24 protein-coding genes and 1 tRNA gene are annotated in these 23,274 nt (G+C 44.1%); 10 read left to right on the top strand and 15 right to left on the bottom strand.

Annotated elements, in window-relative coordinates; translation table 11 throughout:
* Window position 1: 1 nt before the first annotated feature.
* The 7 genes from C7457_RS01900 to C7457_RS01870 all read right to left on the bottom strand — a co-directional run bounded on the left by C7457_RS01900 (window position 2) and on the right by C7457_RS01870 (window position 5,637).
* On the bottom strand, window positions 2-922 hold the full coding sequence (locus C7457_RS01900) for a hypothetical protein (RefSeq protein ID WP_121169749.1): 921 nt from the start codon (window positions 920-922) through the stop codon (window positions 2-4).
* A gap of 1 nt (window position 923) precedes the next feature.
* The gene (locus C7457_RS01895) at window positions 924-1,469 is read right to left on the bottom strand and encodes a C-GCAxxG-C-C family protein (protein WP_121169748.1); all 546 of its coding nucleotides are present in this window, start codon (window positions 1,467-1,469) and stop codon (window positions 924-926) included.
* A 77-nt stretch (window positions 1,470-1,546) separates the two neighbouring features.
* Window positions 1,547-2,836, bottom strand: a complete 1,290-nt coding sequence (eno, locus tag C7457_RS01890) for a phosphopyruvate hydratase (RefSeq protein WP_121169747.1) — start codon at window positions 2,834-2,836, stop codon at window positions 1,547-1,549.
* A complete protein-coding gene (gene tsaE, locus C7457_RS01885) occupies window positions 2,820-3,290 on the bottom strand; it encodes a tRNA (adenosine(37)-N6)-threonylcarbamoyltransferase complex ATPase subunit type 1 TsaE (protein WP_121169746.1) in 471 nt (156 codons plus the stop codon). Before tsaE ends, eno begins: the two co-directional genes overlap by 17 nt.
* Entirely contained in the window at window positions 3,283-3,669 is a 387-nt protein-coding gene (locus C7457_RS01880) for an ExbD/TolR family protein (RefSeq protein WP_121169745.1), read from the bottom strand. Before C7457_RS01880 ends, tsaE begins: the two co-directional genes overlap by 8 nt.
* Window positions 3,666-4,829, bottom strand: coding sequence for a succinyldiaminopimelate transaminase (gene dapC, locus C7457_RS01875; RefSeq protein ID WP_121169744.1), 1,164 nt, complete (start codon window positions 4,827-4,829; stop codon window positions 3,666-3,668). The genes C7457_RS01880 and dapC overlap by 4 nt, the downstream gene beginning before the upstream one ends.
* Window positions 4,830-4,842: 13 nt before the next feature.
* Window positions 4,843-5,637: a TIGR04219 family outer membrane beta-barrel protein gene (locus C7457_RS01870; RefSeq protein ID WP_121169743.1), complete on the bottom strand. Its 795-nt coding sequence runs from the start codon at window positions 5,635-5,637 to the stop codon at window positions 4,843-4,845.
* 127 nt (window positions 5,638-5,764) lie between these two features.
* On the opposite strand from C7457_RS01870, the gene rpsT reads away from it, so the two are divergent.
* From rpsT to thiE, 3 genes are all read left to right on the top strand, one after another.
* On the top strand, window positions 5,765-6,052 hold the full coding sequence (gene rpsT / locus C7457_RS01865; RefSeq protein ID WP_121169742.1) for a 30S ribosomal protein S20: 288 nt from the start codon (window positions 5,765-5,767) through the stop codon (window positions 6,050-6,052).
* 22 nt (window positions 6,053-6,074) lie between these two features.
* Window positions 6,075-6,149: transfer RNA gene (locus C7457_RS01860), tRNA-Val, on the top strand.
* Between the two features lie 33 nt (window positions 6,150-6,182).
* Window positions 6,183-6,824, top strand: a complete 642-nt coding sequence (thiE, locus tag C7457_RS01855) for a thiamine phosphate synthase (RefSeq protein WP_121169741.1) — start codon at window positions 6,183-6,185, stop codon at window positions 6,822-6,824.
* On the opposite strand, the gene C7457_RS01850 is transcribed toward thiE, so the two are convergent.
* Both C7457_RS01850 and C7457_RS01845 read right to left on the bottom strand, forming a co-directional pair.
* On the bottom strand, window positions 6,793-8,016 hold the full coding sequence (locus C7457_RS01850; protein WP_121169740.1) for an O-antigen ligase family protein: 1,224 nt from the start codon (window positions 8,014-8,016) through the stop codon (window positions 6,793-6,795). The two genes, thiE and C7457_RS01850, sit on opposite strands and share 32 nt — an antisense overlap.
* Window positions 7,985-9,130 carry a glycosyltransferase family 4 protein gene (locus tag C7457_RS01845; protein ID WP_121169739.1) on the bottom strand — a complete coding sequence of 382 codons (1,146 nt, stop codon included), beginning with the start codon at window positions 9,128-9,130 and terminating at the stop codon, window positions 7,985-7,987. Before C7457_RS01845 ends, C7457_RS01850 begins: the two co-directional genes overlap by 32 nt.
* 17 nt (window positions 9,131-9,147) lie before the next feature.
* Between C7457_RS01845 and C7457_RS01840 the strand changes: the two genes are divergently transcribed.
* Genes C7457_RS01840 through C7457_RS01830 form a run of 3 tightly spaced genes read left to right on the top strand, consistent with a single transcriptional unit; the run spans window position 9,148 to window position 12,767 of the window.
* On the top strand, window positions 9,148-10,230 hold the full coding sequence (locus C7457_RS01840; protein ID WP_121169738.1) for a glycosyltransferase family 4 protein: 1,083 nt from the start codon (window positions 9,148-9,150) through the stop codon (window positions 10,228-10,230).
* Window positions 10,224-11,030 (top strand): polysaccharide deacetylase family protein, encoded by an 807-nt coding sequence (locus C7457_RS01835; protein WP_121169737.1) that lies wholly within the window; start codon window positions 10,224-10,226, stop codon window positions 11,028-11,030. The genes C7457_RS01840 and C7457_RS01835 overlap by 7 nt, the downstream gene beginning before the upstream one ends.
* Window positions 11,031-11,039: 9 nt before the next feature.
* Window positions 11,040-12,767 (top strand): ABC transporter ATP-binding protein, encoded by a 1,728-nt coding sequence (locus tag C7457_RS01830; protein WP_121169736.1) that lies wholly within the window; start codon window positions 11,040-11,042, stop codon window positions 12,765-12,767.
* On the opposite strand, the gene C7457_RS01825 is transcribed toward C7457_RS01830, so the two are convergent.
* Both C7457_RS01825 and C7457_RS01820 read right to left on the bottom strand, forming a co-directional pair.
* Complete coding sequence (locus tag C7457_RS01825; RefSeq protein ID WP_121169735.1) at window positions 12,750-13,724, bottom strand: glycosyltransferase family 9 protein; 975 nt, start codon at window positions 13,722-13,724, stop codon at window positions 12,750-12,752. The two genes, C7457_RS01830 and C7457_RS01825, sit on opposite strands and share 18 nt — an antisense overlap.
* A complete protein-coding gene (locus C7457_RS01820) occupies window positions 13,699-14,406 on the bottom strand; it encodes a BUD32 family EKC/KEOPS complex subunit (protein WP_147422177.1) in 708 nt (235 codons plus the stop codon). Before C7457_RS01820 ends, C7457_RS01825 begins: the two co-directional genes overlap by 26 nt.
* 29 nt (window positions 14,407-14,435) lie before the next feature.
* Here C7457_RS01820 and C7457_RS01815 point away from each other — a divergent pair, with 29 nt between their 5' ends.
* The 3 genes from C7457_RS01815 to C7457_RS01805 are packed head-to-tail and all read left to right on the top strand — an operon-like array spanning window position 14,436 to window position 17,224.
* On the top strand, window positions 14,436-14,879 hold the full coding sequence (locus C7457_RS01815) for an ArnT family glycosyltransferase (RefSeq protein WP_121169733.1): 444 nt from the start codon (window positions 14,436-14,438) through the stop codon (window positions 14,877-14,879).
* Window positions 14,830-15,933 carry a glycosyltransferase family 4 protein gene (locus C7457_RS01810; protein WP_121169732.1) on the top strand — a complete coding sequence of 368 codons (1,104 nt, stop codon included), beginning with the start codon at window positions 14,830-14,832 and terminating at the stop codon, window positions 15,931-15,933. Before C7457_RS01815 ends, C7457_RS01810 begins: the two co-directional genes overlap by 50 nt.
* Window positions 15,908-17,224 carry a nucleotide sugar dehydrogenase gene (locus C7457_RS01805; protein ID WP_121169731.1) on the top strand — a complete coding sequence of 439 codons (1,317 nt, stop codon included), beginning with the start codon at window positions 15,908-15,910 and terminating at the stop codon, window positions 17,222-17,224. Before C7457_RS01810 ends, C7457_RS01805 begins: the two co-directional genes overlap by 26 nt.
* Here the strand turns inward: C7457_RS01805 and C7457_RS01800 are convergent.
* Genes C7457_RS01800 through C7457_RS01785 form a run of 4 tightly spaced genes read right to left on the bottom strand, consistent with a single transcriptional unit; the run spans window position 17,221 to window position 21,209 of the window.
* Window positions 17,221-17,667, bottom strand: a complete 447-nt coding sequence (locus C7457_RS01800) for a hypothetical protein (protein ID WP_121169730.1) — start codon at window positions 17,665-17,667, stop codon at window positions 17,221-17,223. The two genes, C7457_RS01805 and C7457_RS01800, sit on opposite strands and share 4 nt — an antisense overlap.
* Window positions 17,639-17,935 (bottom strand): FtsB family cell division protein, encoded by a 297-nt coding sequence (locus C7457_RS01795; protein ID WP_121169729.1) that lies wholly within the window; start codon window positions 17,933-17,935, stop codon window positions 17,639-17,641. Before C7457_RS01795 ends, C7457_RS01800 begins: the two co-directional genes overlap by 29 nt.
* Complete coding sequence (locus C7457_RS01790; protein WP_121169728.1) at window positions 17,913-18,491, bottom strand: DUF507 family protein; 579 nt, start codon at window positions 18,489-18,491, stop codon at window positions 17,913-17,915. Before C7457_RS01790 ends, C7457_RS01795 begins: the two co-directional genes overlap by 23 nt.
* A 3-nt stretch (window positions 18,492-18,494) precedes the next feature.
* Window positions 18,495-21,209 (bottom strand): tetratricopeptide repeat protein, encoded by a 2,715-nt coding sequence (locus tag C7457_RS01785; protein WP_121169727.1) that lies wholly within the window; start codon window positions 21,207-21,209, stop codon window positions 18,495-18,497.
* 70 nt (window positions 21,210-21,279) lie between these two features.
* Here C7457_RS01785 and uvrB point away from each other — a divergent pair, with 70 nt between their 5' ends.
* Entirely contained in the window at window positions 21,280-23,271 is a 1,992-nt protein-coding gene (gene uvrB, locus C7457_RS01780; RefSeq protein WP_121170658.1) for an excinuclease ABC subunit UvrB, read from the top strand.
* Window positions 23,272-23,274: the final 3 nt, after the last annotated feature.

Raw genomic sequence — 23,274 nt, 5'->3', positions numbered from 1 at the left:
TTTAAAAGAACCTAACTAAAATAATTCCAACAGTAAAGTTATATAAAATTGGAAGGCCAGCCTGAAGGAGGAGCAAAACAGCCGTAATTCTCAAAGGGTAAAGGCCGAGGTAGTAGGGTAGAAGGTAAGACCACCAGCTCCTTAAAAGGGAGAACATAGCGTTTCCAACTGCCATAGTCCCGAGGATATGGGAAGTCTTAATACCCTCCTTAACCATTACCTTTATCAGACCGTAAGCAACAGGGGGACTTATCGCAGCCGTAGTTATGTAAGTTATCTCAAGTGAGTTAAAACCTAAGCTTCCAAAGTAAGGCTTCAGCTTCAAAGTTAACCAGTCCATAGCTCCAGCCTTTATGAGAAGAACGACTAAGAGAAAGAGGGGAGTAAACTTCAAGGTAAAGAGGAAGCCCTCTTTAAGACCTCTCTTTAGACCAAAGCTTATAGATTCAAATGAAAAGTTCACTTTAGCGCTCTCAAAAGCATAACTAACAGGAGGAAGGCTCTTATACCTAAGCCTTCCGAAAACAGAAACTAAAACTAGAAGAAGAACGTCAAAGGCAAGCCTTAAGAGGGCATAGTAGAGGGCAATAACCCCAATGAGAGGAAGTAAAACCGGAAAGTAGTACCTGTATAGGAACATTAACCTCATGGGAAAGTTGGTTGCAAGGATGGTTAAGTAGAGATCAGCCGGTTTAACCCTTCCCTCCTTTAAGAGCTTAGAGGCAACAACGTGGGCAGCCCTGGGAGAGACGAGGTAAATCACAGGAACCTGTGTTAAAAGCGGGTGAATTCCAAACTTTGCAAGAGGAAGGGTCTTAAGGCCAAGCCAGTTAACCAAACCCGTTTCAACTAAAACGGCAGCCAGAACGTAACCAAAAACTACGGCTGCCACTATAAAGAGGTAAAGTTCTGTAAAGCTCATACTAACCTACAGGGCTTAACTCCCTCACTATTTGACCGCACTTTAGCGCAACATCGGCAGTAATTGCAGCACACCTGAAGTTCCTCTCCCTGCTCCTGGGACTAATTCCCGTAGCCTTACACCAGTTAATAATAGAGTTCCTACACAGTATTGACCTGGCAGGTGCCTTTGGAAGTCTAGCCATTTGGGGAGGTTTAAAGAGAGGAAGCGGAGTCTCATTGTGAAAGTCAACAAGCCTCTCTACAGCCGTTTTAAACTCGGAAGGTTCTAAAGTAAGTGCAAAAACCCAGAAAGCTCCGGTAAGTGCACCGCAAACCTTATTCCACCTGTAAGGTAAAAGTGAGGTGAAACTCTTTACTTCCAAGTAATCAAGTTTAAGACCGGCCTCCTCGCTAAAGGCCGTAACTACCCCGTACTCACAGTTATACTCCCAGTAGAAGCTAAAGGAAAGCTCCCCAATCCTCTTTAGGTCAAAGCTTCTTAAGGTACGCTCCCCAAAACTCTCTCTAATAAAGTTCATGTTTTCAAGGATTTGTGAAATTTCCATAAAAGAACCTCCATGAGATTTTGGAAGCAGAAATTTAGGTTGGAAAGCCAGGAAAGGGGGCAAAGCCCCCAAAGAATTTAGAACTCAAGGTTGTAAAAGACGTCCATTCCCCTAAAGACTGCAGAACCGTTTAATGACTCTTCAATCCTTAAAAGCTGGTTGTACTTGGCGTTCCTCTCGCTTCTTGCAGGAGCTCCAGTCTTAATTTGGCCACTATTAACGGCTACTGCAAGGTCTGCAATGAATGGATCCTCAGTCTCCCCCGAACGGTGGGAGACAACGGCCGTGTAGTTTGCTCTCTTTGCCATCTCTATAGTGTCAAGGGTCTCTATAACAGTTCCTATCTGGTTAAGCTTAATGAGAATAGCGTTTGCAAAGCCTTCCTTTATTCCGATTCTTAGGAGTTCAGTATTCGTACAGAAAACGTCATCTCCAACAAGCTGAACCCTATCTCCAAGGGCGGCAGTCAGCAACTTCCAACCTTCATAGTCGTCTTCGGCCATTCCATCCTCAATGGAGATAATCGGGTACTTCTCAACGAGCTTCCTGTAAAAGTCTACAAGCTCCTCCCTGTTTAACCTCTTACCTTCGCCTGCAAGCTCGTAAACTCCGTCTCCCTTGTAAAACTCTGAAGAAGCCGCATCTAGGGCAAGGACAACGTCCTCTCCAGGAGTATAACCAGCCTCCTCAATCGCCCTCATTATCACTTGAAGGGCCTCTTCGTTTGAGGAGAGGTTTGGAGCGAATCCCCCTTCATCTCCAACGTTTGTTGAGTGCCCCATCCTCTTTAAGACCTTCTTTAACGTGTGGTAAACCTCAACTCCCATCCTTAGGGCTTCTGAGTAGGTCTCCCCTCCAACCGGCATTATCATAAATTCCTGAAGGTCAACGTTGTTATCTGCGTGAACTCCCCCGTTTAGAATGTTCATCATCGGAACGGGGAGCTCCTTTGCATTTGTTCCTCCAAGGTACCTAAAGAGAGGAAGTCCAAGCTCTTCAGCAGCAGCCCTGCAGACTGCCATTGAAACGCCGAGAATTGCATTTGCCCCAAGGTTACTCTTATTCGGAGTTCCATCAAGCTCAAGCATAAGCCTATCAACGTTTACCTGATCAAGAGCTTCAACCCCTACAAGGGCTGGAGCGATAACTTCATTAACGTTTTTAACTGCCTTGAGTACTCCTTTGCCCATGTACCTCTTTGGATCCTTATCCCTCAGCTCAAGGGCCTCCTTTTCACCTGTTGAGGCACCACTTGGAACGGCAGCCCTTCCAATAGCTCCGCTTTCAAGGGTAACTTCAACTTCAACTGTAGGATTTCCTCTTGAATCAAGAATTTCCCTAGCCCTAACGTCAACTATCCTTGACATGTTCCCTCCAGAGTTTATTTAATTGCTGGCAGATTTTACCCGTTGGGTCATAAATGGTAAACTCCCTTCCTCCTTCAACTTCCTTACACTCAACCACTATTGGACTTTCAACGATCCCACCAGCCAAATCTCCCCACTCGGCAACCTTTACCCTCTCATCTGAGAGGATATCCTCAAAACCCAGGTCGTAGAGCTCCTCAGGAGAGGAGAGCCTGTAAAAGTCCATGTGAACTAAACTTCCGTAGTCATGAACTATATTAAAAGAGGGAGAGGAAACTTCATCCTCAGGAACTCCCAAAGACAAAGCAATCCCTTTTGTAAGAACAGTCTTTCCACAGCCAAGGTCACCTTTGAGAATCAAAAAAGAACCTTTAGGAAGTAAGGAACCTAATAACTTTCCAAGGAGTAAAGTCTCCTCAGGACTCTCTGTTATAAAAGAACAGCTTTCAGTCAACCCTCTGCCCCACTAAAGAGACCTTTTTAACTCCTGCTTTCCTCAAAGTATCAAGGAGGTTAAATACAAACTGATACGGAGTCTCCTTATCTGCCTTTATAAAGATCCTCCTGTCCTTTGGTAGAACCTTTACAAGCTCAAGGGGATCCTTAAACTCCTTTCCTCTGTAGTAGATTTTCCCCCATTTATCAATCAAAACTTTCACAGCCTCACTGGAAGCCCTTACCGCCGCTCCTCCCTTTGGAACTTGAACTTTTATCTCTCCACCACTTATAAACTCTGTAGTGACTGCCAAAAAGATTACAAGCATGAGGGAAAGGTCAAGAATAGGAGAGAGGTTAATATCGGAAATTAAACTCCTCCTTCCCCTTAACTTCAACTTCTCTTCTCCATAAACTCTTTATGGGCCTTCTCCCAAACTTCCACCGCCTCTAAACACTCACTAGGAGTGGGAACGAGAGCAATCCTAAAGTAACCCTCTCCTCCCCTACCGAAGAACTGACCTGGGGAGATAACTATTCCGTACTTAAGAAGGTGAAAGGCGTACTCTTCACTGTCAATGCCCTGTGGAAGTCTCACCCAGAAGTAGAAAGTAGCTTCAACCGGAAGGTGTTTTAGGCCGATTTTCTTAAAGAAATCCTCAAATATCTCTTTCTTCCTTTTAAAAATCTCTCTCCTCTCTTTAACGTGCTCCTCATCAAGCCAGGCAACTCTAGCTGCCTCCTGGATGAAATCAGGCGAGGCGACTCCAAAAGAAGAGCGGTACTTTAGGTAAGTCTGAACAATTTCCCTATCACCGGCCACAAACCCAGAACGGTAGCCCGTTAAACCACTCCTCTTTGAAAGGGAGTGGAAGACAACAATCCCTTCCTTACCTACTTCAAGTGCAGAGTGGGGAGGTTCTTCAAAGTAAATCTCCGTATAACACTCATCGGAACACAGGATTATTCCGTATTCCCTGCAGATTCCGTAAACCTCCTCAAGGTACGAAAGTGGAGCAACAGCTCCGGTAGGGTTGTGGGGGTAGTTAATCCAAACTATTGCAGTTTCCTTAAGGAGAGACCTTGGAAGGCGGTCAATTCTCAGGAGGAAACCATCTTCCTCCTTAAGTTCAACTCCTACCGCCTCTCCACCTGCAAAGAGAGCTCCCCTCTCGTAGACAGGATAACCGGGAGTTCCAAAAATAACCTTAGTTTTTGGAGTATCAGTATCAACAAAGACTAATGGAAAGTGGAAGATGGCCTCCTTAGAGCCTGCGCTTGGAATAACTTCAGTCTCTGGATCAAGCTCAACTCCAAATCGGTTGAAGAACCAGCTTGAAATTGCCCTCCGGAGCTCTGGCTTACCCTTAACCGTAGGGTACTGGCTGACCTCCGGAACGGCCCTCTTTAAAGCCTCCCTGATAAAAGGAGCTGTGGGCTCCTTCGGGTCTCCAGTTCCAAAGTCGTAAATCTTTATCCCTTTCTGGCGGAGCTCCTCCTTAGCCTTAACGAGCCTATCCATTGGATAGGCCTTCAACTCCTTAACTCTCCTGTTCATCTCATCCCTTTACCTAAAAGGTAAATCCAGCCTCTGCAAAAGCACCTTTAACTTTTAAGTCTGAAGAAACGTCGCTTATGTCATCAAGTTTTAGCCTCTGATACCTGTAACCTACACCTACAAAGAGGTTCTTATGAGGGTAGACCTTAAACTCACCGACCACATCGTAAAACTGGCTTCCGGAATAACCTACCCAGTTACCTTCAAAGGAGAGTCCAAAGAGGGAAACTGGTCTAACTTCTCCTTCAAGGTGAGCCATAGGAACCGGAATAGTTGCACTCTTACTATCCTCCCTCCAGCCACCAGGAGAGGTTGGATCAGAGTACTTAACCTTAGCATAACCATCTATAACCTTAACGTTAATACCCCACTGAAGGTTCAATTTGTTAGCAGTAGCCGTTTTGATAAATGGAAAGTTATAAGTGAGGATTACATCATATTGGTTAGCTTCTACCTTACTACTAACTTTTGATTTGGCAGGAACAGTAAGCTTACCGAAGGTAAAAGTGGTAGTTGCAATACCACTACCTGTAAACTTCATGGGGGTGTATCTCACTTTAACATCCGGTAAGAAGGGAATATCTGAAATCTTAAACCAGCCAAAGGCCTTTGTTTCATCGTCAATGTGAAGGTCATCCTTTACATCAACATTAGTTTTAGCAGAAACTCCTGCTCCCTTATTCTCCGTATACTCTATCCAGCCTGAAGGCTTTTCCTTCCACGCACCTGCACCGCCTGAAATTGTAACAGCACCGGCAGTTGTAGTTAAAGCAAAAACGGAAGTAAGAACTACAAGAAATCTTTTCATAGCCTCCTCCGGTCTTTACTTAATAGGGGGTCTTTGGTCACTTATTATACTTACTTGACGCCTTGCCTTCTATAAAAGTTTGCTATAAACTTCACCCTGCAAACTCAAACTCAGCCGGAGGAAGGTAATGCCCAACACTAAGTCTGCAAAGAAGAGGCTTCGCCAGAACATAAAGAGAAGGGAAAGGAACAGGTACTACGTAAGGAGAATGAAAACTGAAGCCAAGAAAGTACTTGAGGCAGTAGCTCAAAAAGACCTAGAAAGGGCCAAGGAGCAGCTTAGAGTTGCAATGAAGTGGATTGAAAGGGCTGCTGCAAGGGGAGCTATCCACAAGAACGAAGCTGCAAGGAGACAGTCAAGGGTAGCCTCTGCAGTTGCTAAACTAGAAAAGGAGCTTGCAGGACAGCAGCAGTAAGCCTATATTTCACCCGTGAAGTAGGGCCGTAGCTCAGTGGGAGAGCGCCACCTTGACGCGGTGGAGGTCAGGGGTTCGAAACCCCTCGGCCCTACCATTAATAAAAATCCCCCCGGGAGAAAACCCACCTATGAAAGAGCTCCCCGCCGAAAGGCAGTTCCTCTACGTAATAACCGACGAGCGCTTTTTAAACGTCTTTAATATCTACGAAGCCGTTGAGAGGGCAATCCTCGGCGGAGCAAAGGTAGTCCAGTATAGGGCAAAGAGAAAAACAGCAAAGGAGATGCTTGAAGAGGCCTTGCTAGTAAGGGAAGCAACAAAACACCACAACGCCCTCTTTATAGTCAACGACAGGCTTGACCTTGCAATTGCCGCCGATGCCGACGGAGTTCACCTCGGGCAGGACGACTTACCGGTTAAGTACGCCAAAGAGATTGCAGGAGAAGACTTCATAGTCGGACTCTCCACCCACAACTTGAACCAGGTAAAAGAGGCAAACAGGAAGAAGGAGTTCATTGACTACATAGGCTTTGGACCGGTATTCCCTACAACGACGAAAGAAAATCCCGACCCTGTAACGGGAGTTGAAAACCTGTGTAGGGCTGTTGAGGTTTCAGAACTTCCAGTGGTAGCAATTGGAGGGATTTTTAAAGAGAACGTTAAGGAAGTGGCTAAGTGCAAACCTTCAGGAATTGCCGTTGTAAGGGCTGCCTTTGAAAAGGGGGATCCTTACGAGAATGTTAGAGAGCTCTCCCTCCTTTTAAGAGCTTAACGTTAAGGCCCATCAGTGAATAGATCGTACACTTCACAACTCCATCCTCAAAGTTGTACTCGAAAATGCCACCAATCAAAATCAGAAGGTAAAAGGAAAAGAAGAAGAGATAAAGGTAGTCGGAAGTTTCCCTAAAGGCCCTTAAGTTAAGAAAGAGCAGGTAGAAGAAGACAAAAAGGAAGATAACTAAACCTAAAAGGCCGTACCAGACCAAAACTGTTACGTAGTCACTGTGAAGGTGCGAAAAGAGGTGAGGGCTTAAATTAAACTTTTTCTCCGCCCTCTCTACAAAAGGTCTTACTTCACTCTTATAACCTTCCCTTCCAACTCCAAAAAGCTTTTCCTCTATAGGAGCTTGAGAGTAAAACTCAAGAGCTCCTACCCACATTGCAAGCCTATACCTGTTACTCGCGTTGTGCTTAACGTCAAAAATAGAAGTAAACCTCTCTTTAATTTGAGGAACGGTTAAAACAGAGAGGATAAATATTAAAGCGAAGGGAATAAAAAGCCTAAAGTTCCTCAAAACTAAGAAGAAAATTACAAAACAAACGAGAGAGACGGCCAACCAGTAAGTCCTATCAAAGAGCAAAATTACAGCTAGCAGGTTTAAAAAAGCAGAAAATAGGTAAAGGAACCTCTTAAACTTTAAGTACAGGATTACAGATAATATAAAACCTGTTGAGGATAGGGCTCCCGCAGTCAAAGGATGTCCGACAAAGGTATGGAGGGGACGAACTACGGAAAAGTGAAAGTGGAATTGGAAATCTCCGCGAAGAAGAATGATGTAGTCGGGGATTGGAAGGAGGGATTGAAGTATAACCGCAAAAGAGAGAACACTTGAGCCTATTAGGAAAATTTTAAGAGCCCTAACCACATCCACGGCTGAAAACCTTAGTAAGTAGGAAAGGGAAGGAAGAATTCCGTTAGGAACTCTCAGGAAATTGATAAGCTCTCCCTTAAACAAAAGAGTAATAAACTGATAGGCTGGAAAGGATAAAACTATGAAGTCAACCTTCTCAAGTTTTAACTTCCTTAACCTAAACAAAACATTTAGAAAGAAAACGAGCAAAAATAATTTTAAAGACGTTCGTGCTAGAGGAACAGAGACGGGAATTGAAAAGAGGAACAGATAAGCCCAGAACCTTTCATCCCAAAGGAACTTAAATGCTTCGTAGAACTTTCTCGTACTCATCAAAGACCTTTTCCTCTGGGTACTTTTCAGCCTCCTTCCTAGCGGCAAGCCCCATCTCTTTAAAGGAGCTCTTAAGGGCAAGCTCCATCTTCAGGGCAATTTCTTCAGGGTTTTCTGGAGAACTTATCAGAAAACCGGAAACTCCCTCTGTAATAAGCTCCCCAGTTCCTGAGTACTTACTGGCAATAACGGGAATACCGCAGGCCATAGCCTCAAGAACGGCGTTTGAGGAAGCGTCAAAGAGAGTAGGGTATACGAAAAAGTCACTCGCAAGGTAAACAGACTCTACATTACTAACTTTTCCAAGTAGGTAAACTCTACCTTCGAGTCCCCTCCCCTTTAACTCCTCCATCCACCTCTTACTGCTATCTCCCGCAGCAATCAGCTTAAAATTAATTCCCCTTTCCTTTAAAATTTGACACGCCTTTAAAAGATACTGAAACCCTTTGAGTTCAAAGTTTGAAGAGACGTAAGAAAAGACAAATTCACTTTTAGAAATTCCAAGTTCCTCCCTAAGTTTATCCCCCAAATATCCCTTTTCGGGAGAAAACCTCAAAAGGTTAACCCCGTTCCTTATCAGGACTAAATCGGCCTTTGGAGAGTAGAAAGTAAGTATTTGATCCTTAACAAAATTGGTAGGAACGATAATTGCCTTTAAGTTAGGACTCTCAAAGGTTAACTTCTCAATAAAAGAAGTAACCCAGTAAGAGGGTAGAAACTTCTTCTTTAAAGTGTAAAGAGCTCTCCCAACGGAAGACTCGTACTTATACTTCGCCCTCTCAATGTAATACTTATGAATTCCTCCTCCGGCCCTAAAGATATCCTGATAGAAGGTCTTTCCAAAGCCTAAAGTAATAAAACCTTCCTCCTTCAACTTCTTAGCGATAAGGTATGACAAAAGAGAAAAGAACAGGTTCCTAAAGGCCCTTCCCAAATTCGGAACGAAAACTTTCCTAACAACCAAGTTTGGAAGTTTAGAGGGAGATTTTACTTTATATGCATAAACTTCAACCAAGTAACCTTTCTGTGCAAGGAAGTGGGAGAAGTTGTATACAACCTTTTCCTGGCCACCGAAAGTACTAAAAGTTTTATAGAATATCGCAACTTTCTTCATAGGGAGGAATTTTAAAGTTGTTAAGAACCGACTTCAAGGTCTACAGGTTAGGACCGATAGCCGCCTTTGACTCAAGTGCTCACTCTGTTCATCAAATACTAATGTCTGCTTATTTCGCCAAGTACGGTATTGATTCGTACATCTACTTAAGGAATCTTAGGCCAACCAAGGGAGAAAAGGAACTTAGTTCATTTATAGGAATTAAATTTCAAGACAAATTACACGTAAGACTATCTTCAAAACATAAAGGGCTATCTTCTCTACAAAACTTCATAACTTTATTAAAAGACCTTAAGAAGAATCTAGGTTCTAACAACTGGGTTTTCCTTTCAAAAGCAGACCATGTTGTAAAACTTTCCAGACTTAAGAATTTGCTAAATTTCAAAATCGTTTTTGAGAATCACCAAGACAAAACTTTTATTGAAGCAGTTAAAAAAGCAGACGTCGTATACACGGTTTCTCCAAAAGTTTACGACAAGCTTAAAGGGTTTCCTAAAGTTAAACTCTGGACCTACCACTATCCGGTTAAAGATGAGCTTATAAACTTTTCTCCTGAATTCAGGGAAAAGGAAGTATACACTCTCGGGTACTTAGGAAGCCTTAACCCCGAAAAGGGAATAGATTTCCTCTTAAGAGCGATTAAAAACTTACCCTCAAAGCTAAAAATAATAGGAGGAAAAAGCGACAAATTAGAAAAGGCCCGTAAGTTGGCAAAGGAGTACGGGGTTATCCATAAAGTAAAGTTTACAGGGTTTGTACCCCAAAACCTTATCCCCTCGGAGCTCTCTGAGGTTGACATAATGGTAGCACCCTTTACTGATGAGCAGAAAACGATTCCTCTAAAGGTCTACGAGTACCTTGCTGTCGGAATTCCTACGATAGCTTCTGACATAGGGCCGGTTAGGATCGTTGCGAAGGACTACTTCTTTTACTTTAAGCCAAAGGATGAAAAGTCCTTTACTGAAGCTTTCCGAGAAGTTACTGAAAATCCCGAAAGGACAAGGAGGGTAATGATAGAATCTAAAGAGTACGGAAAACAGTTTCACTGGAAGGAAGTAATTAAAAGGATACTCTCTGATTTAGAGAAGGTTAAATGTTAGTCTTACTCTACCACAGGGTTCACCCTAAGTTTGGAGTTCACCCAGAACTCTTTAGAGAGCAGATGCTCTTCTTAAAGAGGAGGTTAAGGTTAGTTTCTCTTAAAGAGGCTGAGAATCCTCCCCCTTTTTCTGCTTTAGTGACTTTCGATGACGGCTTTTACGACGTATTCCACTACGCCTACCCCATTTTAAAGGAGCTCTCCATTCCGGCAGTTATCTTCGTCTCCCCCGAAAGGCTCCTTAACTCCCAAGTAGTTAGAACAGCTCCCCACTACTCAAACGTATCAACTTATGAAGCCTTTAAAAACTCATTTCTGAATAAGGACAACTCTGCATTTTTAAGCTGGGGAGAGCTGAAGGAAATGAAGGACGTCTTCTCCATCCAGTCCCACGGACTAACCCACAGGGCAACAGTAGGAGGGGGAGGAAAGCCCTTTAAAGAGGAGGGAAAAGACTGGAGAATCTTTTCCCTATCTGAAGAGGAGAGAAAAAAGGTAAAAGTTGGAACATCACTAACTAGCATTCTGGTAAAAGATAAAAGGGAGGCTGAGAGGGAGCTTTCACTCTCTAAGGAGATAATTGAGAAAAACTTAGGAATTAAAGTAAATTCATTGGCATTTCCCTGGGGAATTTACAACGGGGAGCTCCTTGAAACGGCAAAGAAGTTTGGATACAGATATTGTTTCACAACAGTTAGGGGGTGGAACAGAAGGGCTTCTTGCGAAATAAAAAGGCTAGCAGTAGGAGAGAAAAAGAGCTTAAGGTGGTTTAAAATAAGAAGCCTCCTCTACTCTCCCTAGGAGGTTCGGTTGAAAAACGTTCCCTGGTGGCTCTTTAAATACTTAAAGGAACATAAACTTCTAGTAGTAATAGCCGTTATAACTTTAATATTAAACGCTGCCATTACCTCTTACCTTGCCTACTTCGTTAAGGTCGTTGTCAACTCAGTCTTTGTAAATAAAGACCCCCAGATGATTAAGTTAATTCCCCTAATCCTCATAGGCCTAGTCTTCCTTAAAGGGATAGTCTTCTTTGCAAATTACTACTCAATGTCGTACATGGGACAGAAGGTCATTACAAATCTAAGGCAGGAACTTTACGAGAGGATAATTAGACTCCCCCTAGAGTACTTCCAGAAAGAGCCTCCGGGAACTTTTGTTTCAAGGGTGATAAACGACACCTCCCTCCTTCAGGACTTTACCTCAAGACAGGTAGCGACCTTTATAAGGAATCTCTTAACAGCAATAGGTTTAATCGGAGTAGTTTTCTACCAAGACTTTAAACTGGCATTCATCGGCTTTGTCGGACTGCCTTTAATAGGCTACACAATCTCAAAAATAGGAAAGAGGATAAAACGCTACACAGATAGAGTGCAGGACAAGTTGGCAATAATTACAAACCACCTCTTTGAAGGCGTAAAGAACATCAAGGAAATTAAACTCTTCGGCCTTGAAGGAAAGTTTTCAGGGTTGTTTAAGTTAGACAACGAAAAGTACCTGAAAGACTTCATGAAGATAAAGCTAGTAGAAGGAATATATCCTCCCCTTGTTGAAATGACGGGAGCTCTCTTAGTAGGTTTCCTAATTTTTTACGGAGGAAGGGAAGTACTCCTTGGCCATACAACTCCCGGCGCCTTCTTCTCCTTCATCATAGCCCTCATAATGGCCTACGAGCCGATAAGGAAGTTGGGGCAGAACTACAACAGGATTCAACAGTCAAGTGCCGTTGCCCAGAGGGTTAAAGAAATCCTATCTCTCCCCGACGAATATCAGATTAAGGACGGAAAAGAGGAGTTAGAGGAAGGTATATCAGAAATCAAGTTTAAGGATGTCTCCTTCTCCTATCCCAACTCCAAAAGGAAGGCTCTTGAAGGAGTTAACATATCATTTCTAAAGGGGAAAAAGTACGCCATAGTAGGAAAGAGCGGAAGCGGAAAAAGCACACTGGTAAACTTTATTCCAAGGTTCTACGAGCCGACTGAGGGGAAAGTAGAAGTTAACGGGAAAGACTACAGGAACTACAAACTCTTACCCTTAAGGAAGAGAATAGGAATGGTGTCCCAGGAAATAATCCTATTTAGAGGAACTGTAAAGGAAAACATCTCAATAGGGAAGCCGGAGGCAACCTTAGAAGAAGTAGTTGAAGCAGCTAAAATTGCGAACATTCACGACTTTATAACCTCTTTACCTAAGGGCTACGACACGCTAATTGGAGAAGGTGGAATTCAGCTATCTGGAGGACAGAGGCAGAGGATAGCAATAGCAAGGGCTGTTTTGAAGGATCCGGACGTTTTAATACTTGATGAGGCCACAAGCGCACTTGACAGCGAAACTGAAAGGGCAATCCAGAAGGCAATAGACGAAAGGTTTAGAGATAGAATCCTAATAACCGTAGCCCACAGGTTATCAACCGTTCTAAACAGTGACGAGATAATCTTTATAAAGGAAGGTAGGGTTATAGGAAAGGGAAGCCACAAGGAGCTCTACTCAAAAATTCCAGACTACAAGAGGCTCGTTGACCTACAGTTCTCCCTTTAACTTCTCAAAGGCTTCCTCCGCCGAGAGTTCCCTGTAGCAGGCAATATTTTTATCGCACCTTTTCCAGCTACCGCAAGGCTGACAGTCCAGTCCTTTCTTCACCTTTACAACCAGCGAAACGTTGGGGAACCACCCTTCGGTCGGTCCGTGAATAACGAAAGTCTTCTTCCTCAAGGACAGGGATAGGTGGGAGGAGAAGGAGTCATTCCCTATTAAGAATGAGGAAAAGAAAACGAGAGAGGCAAACTCCCTAATTGAGAGGGGAGACGGGAGCAAAACGCCCTTCCCGCAGGATTCAAATGAAACTCTGGCAAGATTCTCTTCACCTGGAGCGTAAACGAAAAGGGGTGTTAAACCGGTATAGGAGGAAACCTTCTCTGCAAGCTCTCCAAACTTCTCCGCTCCCCAGCTCTTCTTCTCTAAGCGGGCAGTTGGAGAAACTACGAAGAAATTCCCTTCAGTTAGCCCCATTCCTTTTAAGAGCTCCCTCCCCCTATCCAGTTCATCCTCAGACAAGTAGAACTCGGGAAGGAGTTTAGGAGGACTTTCTATCCCAAAGGGTTTTAGGAGCTCCATCCTCTCCCAAACCGTATAGCCTCTGTTCTTCCACTCAACCAAGGCGTTATAGTAGAAGTTCTCTCCTCCCTTTTTAAAAGCCACTCTAAGGGGAGCTCCTGAAAGGAGGGTAATCCTCTTTGAACGACCGGTCCTCTGAGAGTCTACAACAGCATCGTACCTTTCACTCCTAACTTTAAGGAGGCACCTTAACTCGGGGAAAATTCCCCTTTCAAGTACAACAATTTCGTCAATATAGGGAGAACCCTTCAGTATTTCCCTACCCAGAGGGGAAGTAAGGAAATGAACCTGAGCTTTAAGGTTTTCCTTAACCGCCTTTGCAAGGGGCGAAGAGAGCAGGATATCTCCCAACTGTTTAAGCTGAATTATTAAAACCTTCAACTTCTCTTCTCCTAAGCAAAGCCGAAAGCTTTGAAGAAAGGTACTTCCGTCCGAAGGGAAATCTAAATTCTTTCAAGTAAAGTTCAAGAACCTTTTCAGGATTAACCTTATAGCCGTGCTTTAAAACGTCATTAACGAAGTTTAGGAAGTTCCTGAACCTAGAGAAGGGAAGAAGCGGAAAAACCTCTACTATTCCCTCTAAATCTATCAAGTAAACCTCTCCTCTATAAAGGGCAAAGTTTGAAAGGGAGGCATCCCTATGGATAAAGCCTTCACGGTGAAGTCTGGCCAAGAGGGTAATGGCCTCCTCAAAGTAAACTTCAAAATCTCCACTTCCGAGAAGTTTATCAAGAGGAATGAGGCCCTCAAGGTAAACAGACTTTGTACAGCCTACGTTAGCAGGTAGAACACCCCAGATTTTTTTTAAACGAAAACTAACGACTTCTGGAACTGGAAAGCCCTTTTTCCTGAGAACAGAGGAGAACTTAAACTCTCTCTGAGGGCGGGTAAGGAAGAAGCCTGTTAAAAGCCTTTTAAAGTTCAAGGGATGATGAAAAACCTTCAGGAAAAAAGGAGCTTTCCCCTCAAAAGTAACCTTAAAACCCGACGTCTTACTTCTAGAGTAGAGCTTCTCAATCTGAACCTTCAACTCTCTAAACCTTCTAAGTGCTAATACAATCAATATATCCTAATCTTATCAGGAAACCTAAAATGCTCAGAATTACGGATTTTAGTTTAAAGAGGCTCAGCATACTTGTTCTCATAATATCCTCCACAATTTTCCTATCAAGGCTCTACGAACCATCGCTAAGCGATGATTCGGTAAAGTATGCTCTAATTGGAAAGACAATGCTAAAAGAGGGGAACTTCCTCTTTCCCCATTTGGGAGAAGAACCTTACTACAAGAAACCTCCCCTCTTTTTCTGGTTAATTGCCGCATCCTTTAAGGTTTTCGGATTTAACAACTCTGCCCTCTTTGGGGTACTAAGTCCTTTCTTCCTCTTCTACTTTGATAACTGGAGTAAAAAAGCTAAATTTCTAATCTCAAACGAATGTGGTGGAAAAGCCCTTCTGAAATTCGGCAATTACTGTGTGAAGGAGAGTTATGCGGGTTCTTCAGGCAACTACAGCCAGAGGTTGGAGCGGAGGAACTGAACAGTGCCTCCTGCTTGCAAAGTACATGAATAAACTCGGAGTTGAAACTCACATACTTACACTAAAGGAAACAGAGCTTGAAAGGAGAGCAAAAACCCTTGGAATAGAGGTTGTTAACTTCCCAAACACAAGGAAATTCAGCCTCTCTGAAGCTAAAAAACTTGCAAAAGTTCTGGAAAGCTACGACGTAGTGAACACCCACATCTCTAAAGCCCACTGGTGGGTCTGGAGCTCCTCCTTCTTCACTAAGAAAAGGCCCATCCTCGTTTACAGTAGGAGAGTTCCTTTCAAAATCTCCCTAGCATCAAGGTTAACAAAGTACAACCTAAGGACAGACGGAATAGTTGCAGTCTCTCCCCAAATACACGACTACTTAAAGAAAACACCCTTCCTCGGTAAAAAAGTAAGGTACATCCCCTCTGGAGTTGAGCTTGAAAGGTTTAACCCTCAGAAAGTTAAGTCTGAAATTAGGAAAGAGTTGGGAATTGAGGAGGGAGCTCTCCTCATTCTGAACGTGGCAAACTACTCTGAAGTTAAGGGCCACCACGTTTTACTTCCGGCCTTTAAGGACTTCCTAAGGAGAAACCCTAAACTTAAGGCTTACCTCCTACTTGCAGGAAGGGATACAGACTCAGAAGAAGCAAAATTAGAGATAGAGAAACTCGGATTAAAAGGAAAGGTAATCCCCTTAGGATTCAGAAAAGACGTTCCTCAGCTCCTTAAGGGAGCCGACCTCTTCGTATTCCCTTCACTAAAGGAAGGAATAGCAGGCTCTCTACTTCAAGCAATGGCAATGGAGAAAACCGTTGTAACCTCATTAGTCGGCGGAATAAAGAGTTACTTAAAAGACGGCTTAAACGGTATAGGAGTAGAACCTGGGAGTATTGAGAGTTTAGTAGAGGGAATGGAAAGGGGAGTAAAGGAAATTGGAAACGAAAAAATGAAGGAGGAGGCCAGAAGGACGGCCGCCCAATTTGATATAAAGAGAGTTGCAGAAAAGACCCTTGAGTTTTACAAGGAGCTCCTAAATGAGAAGAGACTTTCCAGAGTTTAAGGACTTTAAAGAGGGAAAGGAGAAAATAGGAGTAGTAGGACTTGGTTACGTAGGCTTACCCCTTGCCGTAGCGCTTTCAAAGGCGTTTAAAGTAGTCGGCTTTGACATAGACGAAGGGAGAGTTCGGGAGTTAAAAGAGGGTTACGATAGAACTGGAGAAGTTGAAGGTGAAAGGATAAAGAGTTCAGGCATAGAGTTTACATCCTCTCCTGAAAGTTTAAAAGAGTGCAGACTAATAGTAGTTACAGTCCCAACGCCGATAGACAAGCACAAGATCCCAGACCTAAGGCCCCTAAAGTCAGCTACAAGGACGGTTGGAAGGAATATGTCAAAGGGAACGGTTGTCGTTTACGAATCAACTGTTTACCCGGGAGTAACTGAAGAGATCTGCGTCCCCATCCTTGAGGAGGAATCGGGCCTTAAGTACTTAGAAGACTTTAAAGTAGGCTACTCCCCAGAGAGGGTTAACCCGGGAGACAAGAACCACACCGTGGAAAAGATAGTAAAGGTCGTTTCAGGATGTGACAGTGAGACTACGGGGCTCCTTGCCAGAATCTACGGTGAGGTAATAGAGGCCGGAATCCACAGAGCTCCAAACATAAAGACTGCTGAAGCTGCAAAGGTCATAGAGAACACTCAGAGGGACTTAAACATAGCCCTAATAAACGAACTTGCACTAATCTTCCACAGACTGGGAATAGATACCAGGGATGTTTTAGAAGCAGCCTCAACAAAGTGGAACTTCCTAAAGTTTGAGCCCGGACTTGTAGGAGGCCACTGTATAGGAGTTGACCCTTACTACTTAACCTTTAAAGCCCAGGAAATCGGATACCACCCTGAAGTAATCTTAGCTGGAAGGAGAATCAACGACTACATGGGCAAGTTTGTAGCCGAAAGCACAGTTAAGCTGATGATTAAGGAGGGAAAACAGATTCTAAACTCTAAGGTATTGATAATGGGAATAACCTTTAAAGAAAACATAAAGGACATTAGGAACAGCAGAGTAATAGATATATACAGGGAACTTGAGTCCTTTGGAGTAAAGCCCTACATCTACGACCCCCACGCCGACCACGAAGAGGTAAAGAGGGAGTACGGAATAGAGATGATTAAAAACCCAGAGGAGATGGCTCCCTACGATGCAGTCGTTGTAGCAGTTAAACACAGAGAGTTCCTCAACCTTAAGCCGGACTTCTTTAAAGGGATTTCCGTATCTAAACCGATAGTCGTTGACGTTAAGGGAATCTACGATAGGAATGCCTTTAAAGACGTTGTTCTATGGCGCCTTTAACTTAAGAAAGAGGAAATAAAACGCCCCACTCCTTCCATTTGGGGCGGGTATACCAATTTCCCACCCTCAAAGCTGAACATCCCCCACTCAACTTTCCCCCTAAAACCTAACCAGATGCTCTTTGAAGAGTAAAGAGAAGGGACTCTACCCTCAAAAACAAAGAGGACAAAAGAGGATAGGTAGTGGTCGGGAGAGAGGGAAATTAGTCCCTTACTGAGCTCTTTCAGCCTACTGAAGGCTTCCTTAGGCCCAACCTGGAGCTCTTTAACTCCAAAAAGGTAGAGGAAGTGGTCAATCTGGTAATCCTTCATAAAAAAGGTTGTGTGAACGGTGGTAAACTTTACCTTCCCGTAGAAGAGGAAATCCCTAAACGGCTCTTCCCAACGGCCATACTCCTGAAAGAAATCCCTCAGACTATCTAACGAAGAGGATAACCTCTTCACCCTCCTTTCCCCTTACAAAGAGCTCCTTACCTAGCTTGTTGTAGAGGTAATCGGAGTTCTCTTTAAGAGCTTCTATCTTTTCCCTTAAGAACTCGTTCCTGTTCCTCCAGTAATCCCTCTCCCTTTCAAGCTTAAAACGGGTATTTTTAAGCTCACCTAAAGTAGATAGGGAATTGTTCCCAAAGAAGTAGCTGTAGAAAGCCCAGGGCCCAAAGAGAGCCCAGAAAAGAACTAGCCACTTTAAACTACACTTCAGTTTCGGGCTCAACCAAGCCCCTCTCAATTAGCTCTTCGTTGTAGTAGCGCCTGTAGAGGGCGTACCACTCAGGAGTTCCCTCATAAATGGGCCTTGAGTGGGATGCAATTTTCTCCCTCACCCTCTGGTCAATCTCCTTCCTGAGCTGTGCAACCTCCTCAAAGCTTCCCACTATAGCGTTCCTGATAACTCCCCTTTCCTGCGTATAGTCAAGCTCCTCATCGGTTAAAATCAGCTTTAGTATCTTACCCGCCAAGTAGTTTGCCTTTTCCCTACTGAAAACGCTACCAATTACGGGAATTCCTCTCTCCTTTGCAAGCTTCTCCTTAATCAACTTCCTCGCCTTGTGGAGAGAAACTCCCCTGTAAAAGACTTCTTCGCTGTTCTCCTGAATTATCCTCTCAGCCTCTTCCTCAAGCTCCTTCTCAGTCTTATAGTCGCTATAGAGTATCTCGTAAACCTTCTCTTTGAAACTTTCAGGGTTATCGGCTATTACAAGTTCTCTCTCTAGGAGGTTATCAACAATCCTGTCTGAAAGGAGCTTTAAAAAACGGTTTTTCTTGGCCATTAATTACTCCTCCTTAATCTTTTTCAGGAGAGATTTTACCTTTTCAGCGGCAATTTCTCCTTCCTTAGTTCCCCTCTTCAGCTTGGAAACTTTCCTGTAAAGTTTAAAGGCCTGCCTGTAGTCCCCCTTTTCCTCAAAGAGCTGTGCTGCCCTATAAAGGGCTGTTGAAGACCAAGGTTCAACCCCTTTAAAGTCGTAAGCTATCTTCATGTAGTCAATTATTGCATCATCAACCTTCCCCTCCTGAGCCTCAATAGAGGCCTTCCAAAAGAGGCTTTCAGCTCTTTGTTCCTTTGTTTCAGCCCTCTTAAAGGCCTCATCAATTAACCTTTTCGCAACGTCCGTACTTCCCTTTTCCTGAGCAAGGAGGGATAAGCTAATTAGGTCGTCATAATCAACCTTACTGAGGTCTCCTTCCTTTAACAGCTGACTTACAAGCTTTAAAGCCTCCTCCTTATTTCCAGTAAGCTTGTAGTACCTTGCAAGCTTTGCAAGGAATGGAACTCTCTCCTCCTTTGGAAGTTCACTAACAGACTTAACCTCCTTTGCGTGCTGGTAGGCATCAACCAGCCTTCCCATTCCAAGGTAGATTTTAAAGAGGAGGTAGTTCTTAAGGTCTGAATCTGGAAGGAGGGAGACGTCCTGGAGAGCTCTGCTAAAGTTCCTCTGTTTTAAGTCAATTTCAACAAGCTTCCTTACAATTTCCTTCCTAAAGGATTCGGAAGAGGTCCTTTCAAGGGCCAACTTCAGCAGGCCATAGGCCTTTCCAACCTCTCCTGAAGAGAGGTAATCATCAGCCTTTGATATGAGGGTTGAAACCGACGTTACATCGTTTTCAGGGTTATAGGCTATAAAGTAAGGGTCGTTAAGGAGAACAGGAGCGTAGTTTTTCGTCTTAAAGGCTAGGTAGTTGAGCAAGGTTTTAGCGTAACTTGCAATCTCCTCATCTGAGGAGGAGTTGACAACCTCGGTCAAGTAGTTTAAGGCCTTTAAAGGTTCCTTCTCTTGGTATCTTTCGGCTAGGAACAGGGCTAACGCAACTTTCTCCCTCTGGTTAGCCCTTTTAAAGAGCTCCTCAGCCCTTCTATAGTCTTTACTTACAACTACAGCCATTACAGAAGGGAGGAGCGGTAGCCCCTTAACTTTCCTCAGCTCCCTTTCCCTCCCCAATTCGTTAGAGAGGAAGACAAGCCTTCCTCCGTTAACTTCCGGAAAGAGAGGAGTCCCCTTGAACATTTCCCTTAAAACCTTAAAACTCCCCTTTCTATCTCCAGACTGGTAGAGGGAGTAAGCTAGGAGGGATCTCCCCTCTTGACTTCTCACTTTAGAGAGGTAAAGGGAGGCTTTTTTGAAGTTTCCCTTTATAAGGTAGGTCCTCCCTAGAAGCTCTCTAACCTCATCGCTCCTCACTCCGACCTGTGAGTAAGCGTAGGAAAGGAGCTTAAGGGCAACTTCTGGACTTCCAGAGTAGAGGTAAACCTTAGCTGCAGGAACTAAAGATTCGGTGTAGTAGGGCGTTCCCTGATAACCTGACATTAACTGATTGTAAACGACCGTTCCAACCTGAAGGTTCAGAGTACCTACCTCTCCAAGTAGAAAGAGGGACCTTCCCGTAAGGTTCTTATCAAAGGGGTTTTGAACGGCCTTTTCTAGCTCCTCCTTTGATTTCTCAAAGAGCCCCTTCTCCCCGTAAATGTAGGCTAAGTCGTGGGGGAGACCGACCTCTCCCTCTGGAAGGGAATCTGAGAATGAGAAGATGAGGGCTTTAACGTAGAGCTCAGGGTAGTACTTCTTAAGGAGGGAAAGGTCAAAATTGCAGGAGTAGAAATCAAGAAGTACTTTCAACTTCTGGGGAAGGGAAGGCCTGTTAACGTTCAAACCTACAAGTGGAGCAATCTTTTCAGGTTTTCCCAGTTTAAAGTAGGTCCAAGCAAGTAAGTACTTCTCCTTCTCTGTTGAAGGACTTTTTACCAGATTTAAAACTTCACCGTACTTACCGTTTAGGTAGTAAGCCCTTGCAAGCTCAAACCTGGTCTCCTTGCCCGGATACTTCTTGTAGAGTTTTCTAGCTTCAACTAGGGCATCTGCAAACCTCTTCTTCCTCTCAAGGTACCTTACAAACTGAAGGCCTTCATCTTTACCCTTAAACCACCTTCCGTAGTTATCAAATATGAAATCTATGAGGGAGTAATCGTTCTCCCTTATTGCCCTTTCAAGGGCACTCTTTAAAAAGCCGCTGTCTTTTACCGCTCCCTTTAACTCTGTATCCTTTGAGGCAACGTTTAAGATAAAGAGGGTCTCTTCGGGCTTAAGGTCAACACCAGCTAAAACCTTAAAGAAGGCTACTTTCTCTTCAATCGGTAAAGAGGAGATTTCCTTGGGGAAGGCTTCCTCTATCGGAACTCCCTTTCTAAGGGCAATTATGGTTTCAAGGGCAAGGAGCTCCCCCCTCTTAAAATCTGGGTACTTCTCTTTCCAGAGTTTAACGAGCCTTTCAAGGGAAGAGTAATCGGAGCTCTTTAAGAAAGATAGGTAGGCGTATCTGTAGTACTTTTTAAATTTATCTCTGCTTAGAGAGTCTATGTTCTCCCTAAAGGTCTTTGCAGCTAAAGAGTAAAGCCCGTCGGAGTAGAGCTTAACTCCCAAACTAAGGTCTGCTCCGAAGGACTGGAAAGAGAGTGTAAGGGCCAATAGCCCCGTAAGTAAGGCTTTCCTCATTTAACATCTCCTTAAATGTAAGGTTCAAGTCTATATTATGGTGGGTGAGAAACTCTATTTTAAGGGAAAAATGGGAAAAAGGTTTAAAGTAGTTTCACCCTTTACTCCAAAGGGTGATCAGCCAAAGGCTATCAGGGAACTCAGCAGAGGAATTAAAGAGGGCTTAAAGTACCAAACTCTACTGGGTATAACCGGAAGCGGTAAAACCTACACGATTGCAAAGGTTATTGAGGAGGTTCAAAAGCCAACCCTCGTAATATCCCACAACAAAGTTTTGGCAGCACAGCTCTACCACGAGCTAAAGAACTTCTTCCCAAACAACGCAGTTGAGTACTTCATCTCCTACTACGACTACTACCAGCCGGAAGCCTACATACCCAGTCGAGACATCTACATTGAAAAGGACTGTTCAATAAACCCTGTAATAGACAGGATGCGCCACAGCGCAACGGTCTCACTTCTAACCCGCCCAGATACGATAATAGTATCCTCAGTCTCCTGTATCTACGGCCTAGGTTCTCCCGAACACTACAGGGAGCTCTCCCTAAGGTTCACAGTAGGAGAGGAGATAGACAGGGACGAAGTTTTAAGGAAGTTAGTTACACTAGGTTATGAAAGGAGCTCCTACGAGGTAAGAGCGGGGATATTCAAAGTGAGAGGAGATACCATAGACATCTACCCTGCTGACCAGGAAGACCACTTTATAAGGGTGGAGCTCTTTGGAGACGAAGTTGAAAGGATAACTATGCACGACTACTTCAACCAGAAGGTTTTAAAGGAGTTTGACTCCTACACAGTCTACCCGGCTTCCCACTACGCAACTCCCTACCAGCAGATTTTAAGGACAGTTGAGGGAATAGAGAGGGAGCTTGAGGAGAGGATTGAGTACTTCTTAAGTCAGGGAAAGGAGCTTGAGGCAAGGAGAATTGAACAGAGAACCCGCTACGACATAGAGCTCCTACTTGAAATCGGCCACTGTAAAGGAATTGAGAACTACTCCCGCCACCTTGACGGGAGGAAGCCAGGTCAACCTCCCTACACCCTACTTGACTACTTCCCAGACGACTTCCTGGTGATAATAGACGAGTCCCACGTAACGATTCCCCAGATTAAGGCAATGTGGAGGGGAGATAGGGCCAGGAAGTACAACCTCATTGAACACGGTTTCAGGCTCCCCTCAGCCTACGATAACCGTCCACTAAACTTTGAGGAGTTCTTAGAGAGAGTCCCTCAGGCAATTTTCGTCTCCGCAACTCCCGGAGAGTTTGAGCTCTCAGTTTCGGAAAAAGTAGTTGAACAGATAATAAGGCCTACAGGACTTCTAGACCCGATAGTTGAAGTCAGACCAACTGAAGCCCAGATAGACTACCTCCTCTCAGAAATCAGAGAGAGGGTTAAGAGGAACGAGAGGGTCTTAATAACTACTTTGACCAAAAGGAGTGCCGAGGAGCTTACAAACTACCTCCTTGAGAAGGGAGTAAAGGCAAAGTACATGCACTCAGAGATTGATTCGGTTGAGAGGGTTGAGATTATAAGGGGATTGAGGAGCGGCGAGTTTGACGTTCTAGTCGGAGTTAACCTCCTGAGGGAAGGTTTAGACCTACCGGAAGTTTCACTCGTAGCGATCTTAGACGCAGACAAGGAGGGTTTCCTGCGCTCTAAAACTGCACTAATTCAAACGATGGGAAGGGCAGCAAGGAACGTAAACGGCAAGGTAATCCTATTTGCAGATAAAATGACAAAGGCAATGAAGGAGGCAATTGAGGAGACCGAAAGGAGGAGGAGGATTCAGGAGGAGTTTAACAGGAAGCACGGAATAACCCCAAAAACCGTTAAGAGGGAGATTGAGAGCTCCATCATTGAGGACGCAGGCCTTTCGGCCCTCTTCAGGCTTAAGAAGAAGGGGGTTGAGAAGGTCCCAAAGAGCGAGGAGGAGCTCCTTGCCGAAATAGATAGGCTCACAAAGGAGATGAAAGAGGCAGCAAAGAACTGGGAGTTTGAAAGGGCTGCAGAGCTTCGAGATAGAATAAAGGAGCTCAGAAAACTATTAATTCCAGCGTGAGGT

The sequence above is a fragment of the Thermovibrio guaymasensis genome, assembly GCF_003633715.1.
Taxonomy (GTDB): domain Bacteria; phylum Aquificota; class Aquificia; order Desulfurobacteriales; family Desulfurobacteriaceae; genus Thermovibrio; species Thermovibrio guaymasensis.
The sequence above is the reverse complement of the archived record's forward strand: the minus strand, read 5'-3'. Positions and strand labels throughout refer to the sequence as shown.

Coding starts and splice junctions, on each gene's coding strand:
- C7457_RS01900 (WP_121169749.1), bottom strand. CDS start 922: ATGAGCTTTACAGAACTTTACCTCTTTATAGTGGCAGCCGTAGTTTTT.
- C7457_RS01895 (WP_121169748.1), bottom strand. CDS start 1,469: ATGGAAATTTCACAAATCCTTGAAAACATGAACTTTATTAGAGAGAGT.
- eno (WP_121169747.1), bottom strand. CDS start 2,836: ATGTCAAGGATAGTTGACGTTAGGGCTAGGGAAATTCTTGATTCAAGA.
- dapC (WP_121169744.1), bottom strand. CDS start 4,829: ATGAACAGGAGAGTTAAGGAGTTGAAGGCCTATCCAATGGATAGGCTC.
- C7457_RS01870 (WP_121169743.1), bottom strand. CDS start 5,637: ATGAAAAGATTTCTTGTAGTTCTTACTTCCGTTTTTGCTTTAACTACA.
- rpsT (WP_121169742.1), top strand. CDS start 5,765: ATGCCCAACACTAAGTCTGCAAAGAAGAGGCTTCGCCAGAACATAAAG.
- thiE (WP_121169741.1), top strand. CDS start 6,183: ATGAAAGAGCTCCCCGCCGAAAGGCAGTTCCTCTACGTAATAACCGAC.
- C7457_RS01850 (WP_121169740.1), bottom strand. CDS start 8,016: ATGAGTACGAGAAAGTTCTACGAAGCATTTAAGTTCCTTTGGGATGAA.
- C7457_RS01845 (WP_121169739.1), bottom strand. CDS start 9,130: ATGAAGAAAGTTGCGATATTCTATAAAACTTTTAGTACTTTCGGTGGC.
- C7457_RS01835 (WP_121169737.1), top strand. CDS start 10,224: ATGTTAGTCTTACTCTACCACAGGGTTCACCCTAAGTTTGGAGTTCAC.
- C7457_RS01815 (WP_121169733.1), top strand. CDS start 14,436: ATGCTCAGAATTACGGATTTTAGTTTAAAGAGGCTCAGCATACTTGTT.
- C7457_RS01810 (WP_121169732.1), top strand. CDS start 14,830: ATGCGGGTTCTTCAGGCAACTACAGCCAGAGGTTGGAGCGGAGGAACT.
- C7457_RS01805 (WP_121169731.1), top strand. CDS start 15,908: ATGAGAAGAGACTTTCCAGAGTTTAAGGACTTTAAAGAGGGAAAGGAG.
- C7457_RS01790 (WP_121169728.1), bottom strand. CDS start 18,491: ATGGCCAAGAAAAACCGTTTTTTAAAGCTCCTTTCAGACAGGATTGTT.
- C7457_RS01785 (WP_121169727.1), bottom strand. CDS start 21,209: ATGAGGAAAGCCTTACTTACGGGGCTATTGGCCCTTACACTCTCTTTC.
- uvrB (WP_121170658.1), top strand. CDS start 21,280: ATGGGAAAAAGGTTTAAAGTAGTTTCACCCTTTACTCCAAAGGGTGAT.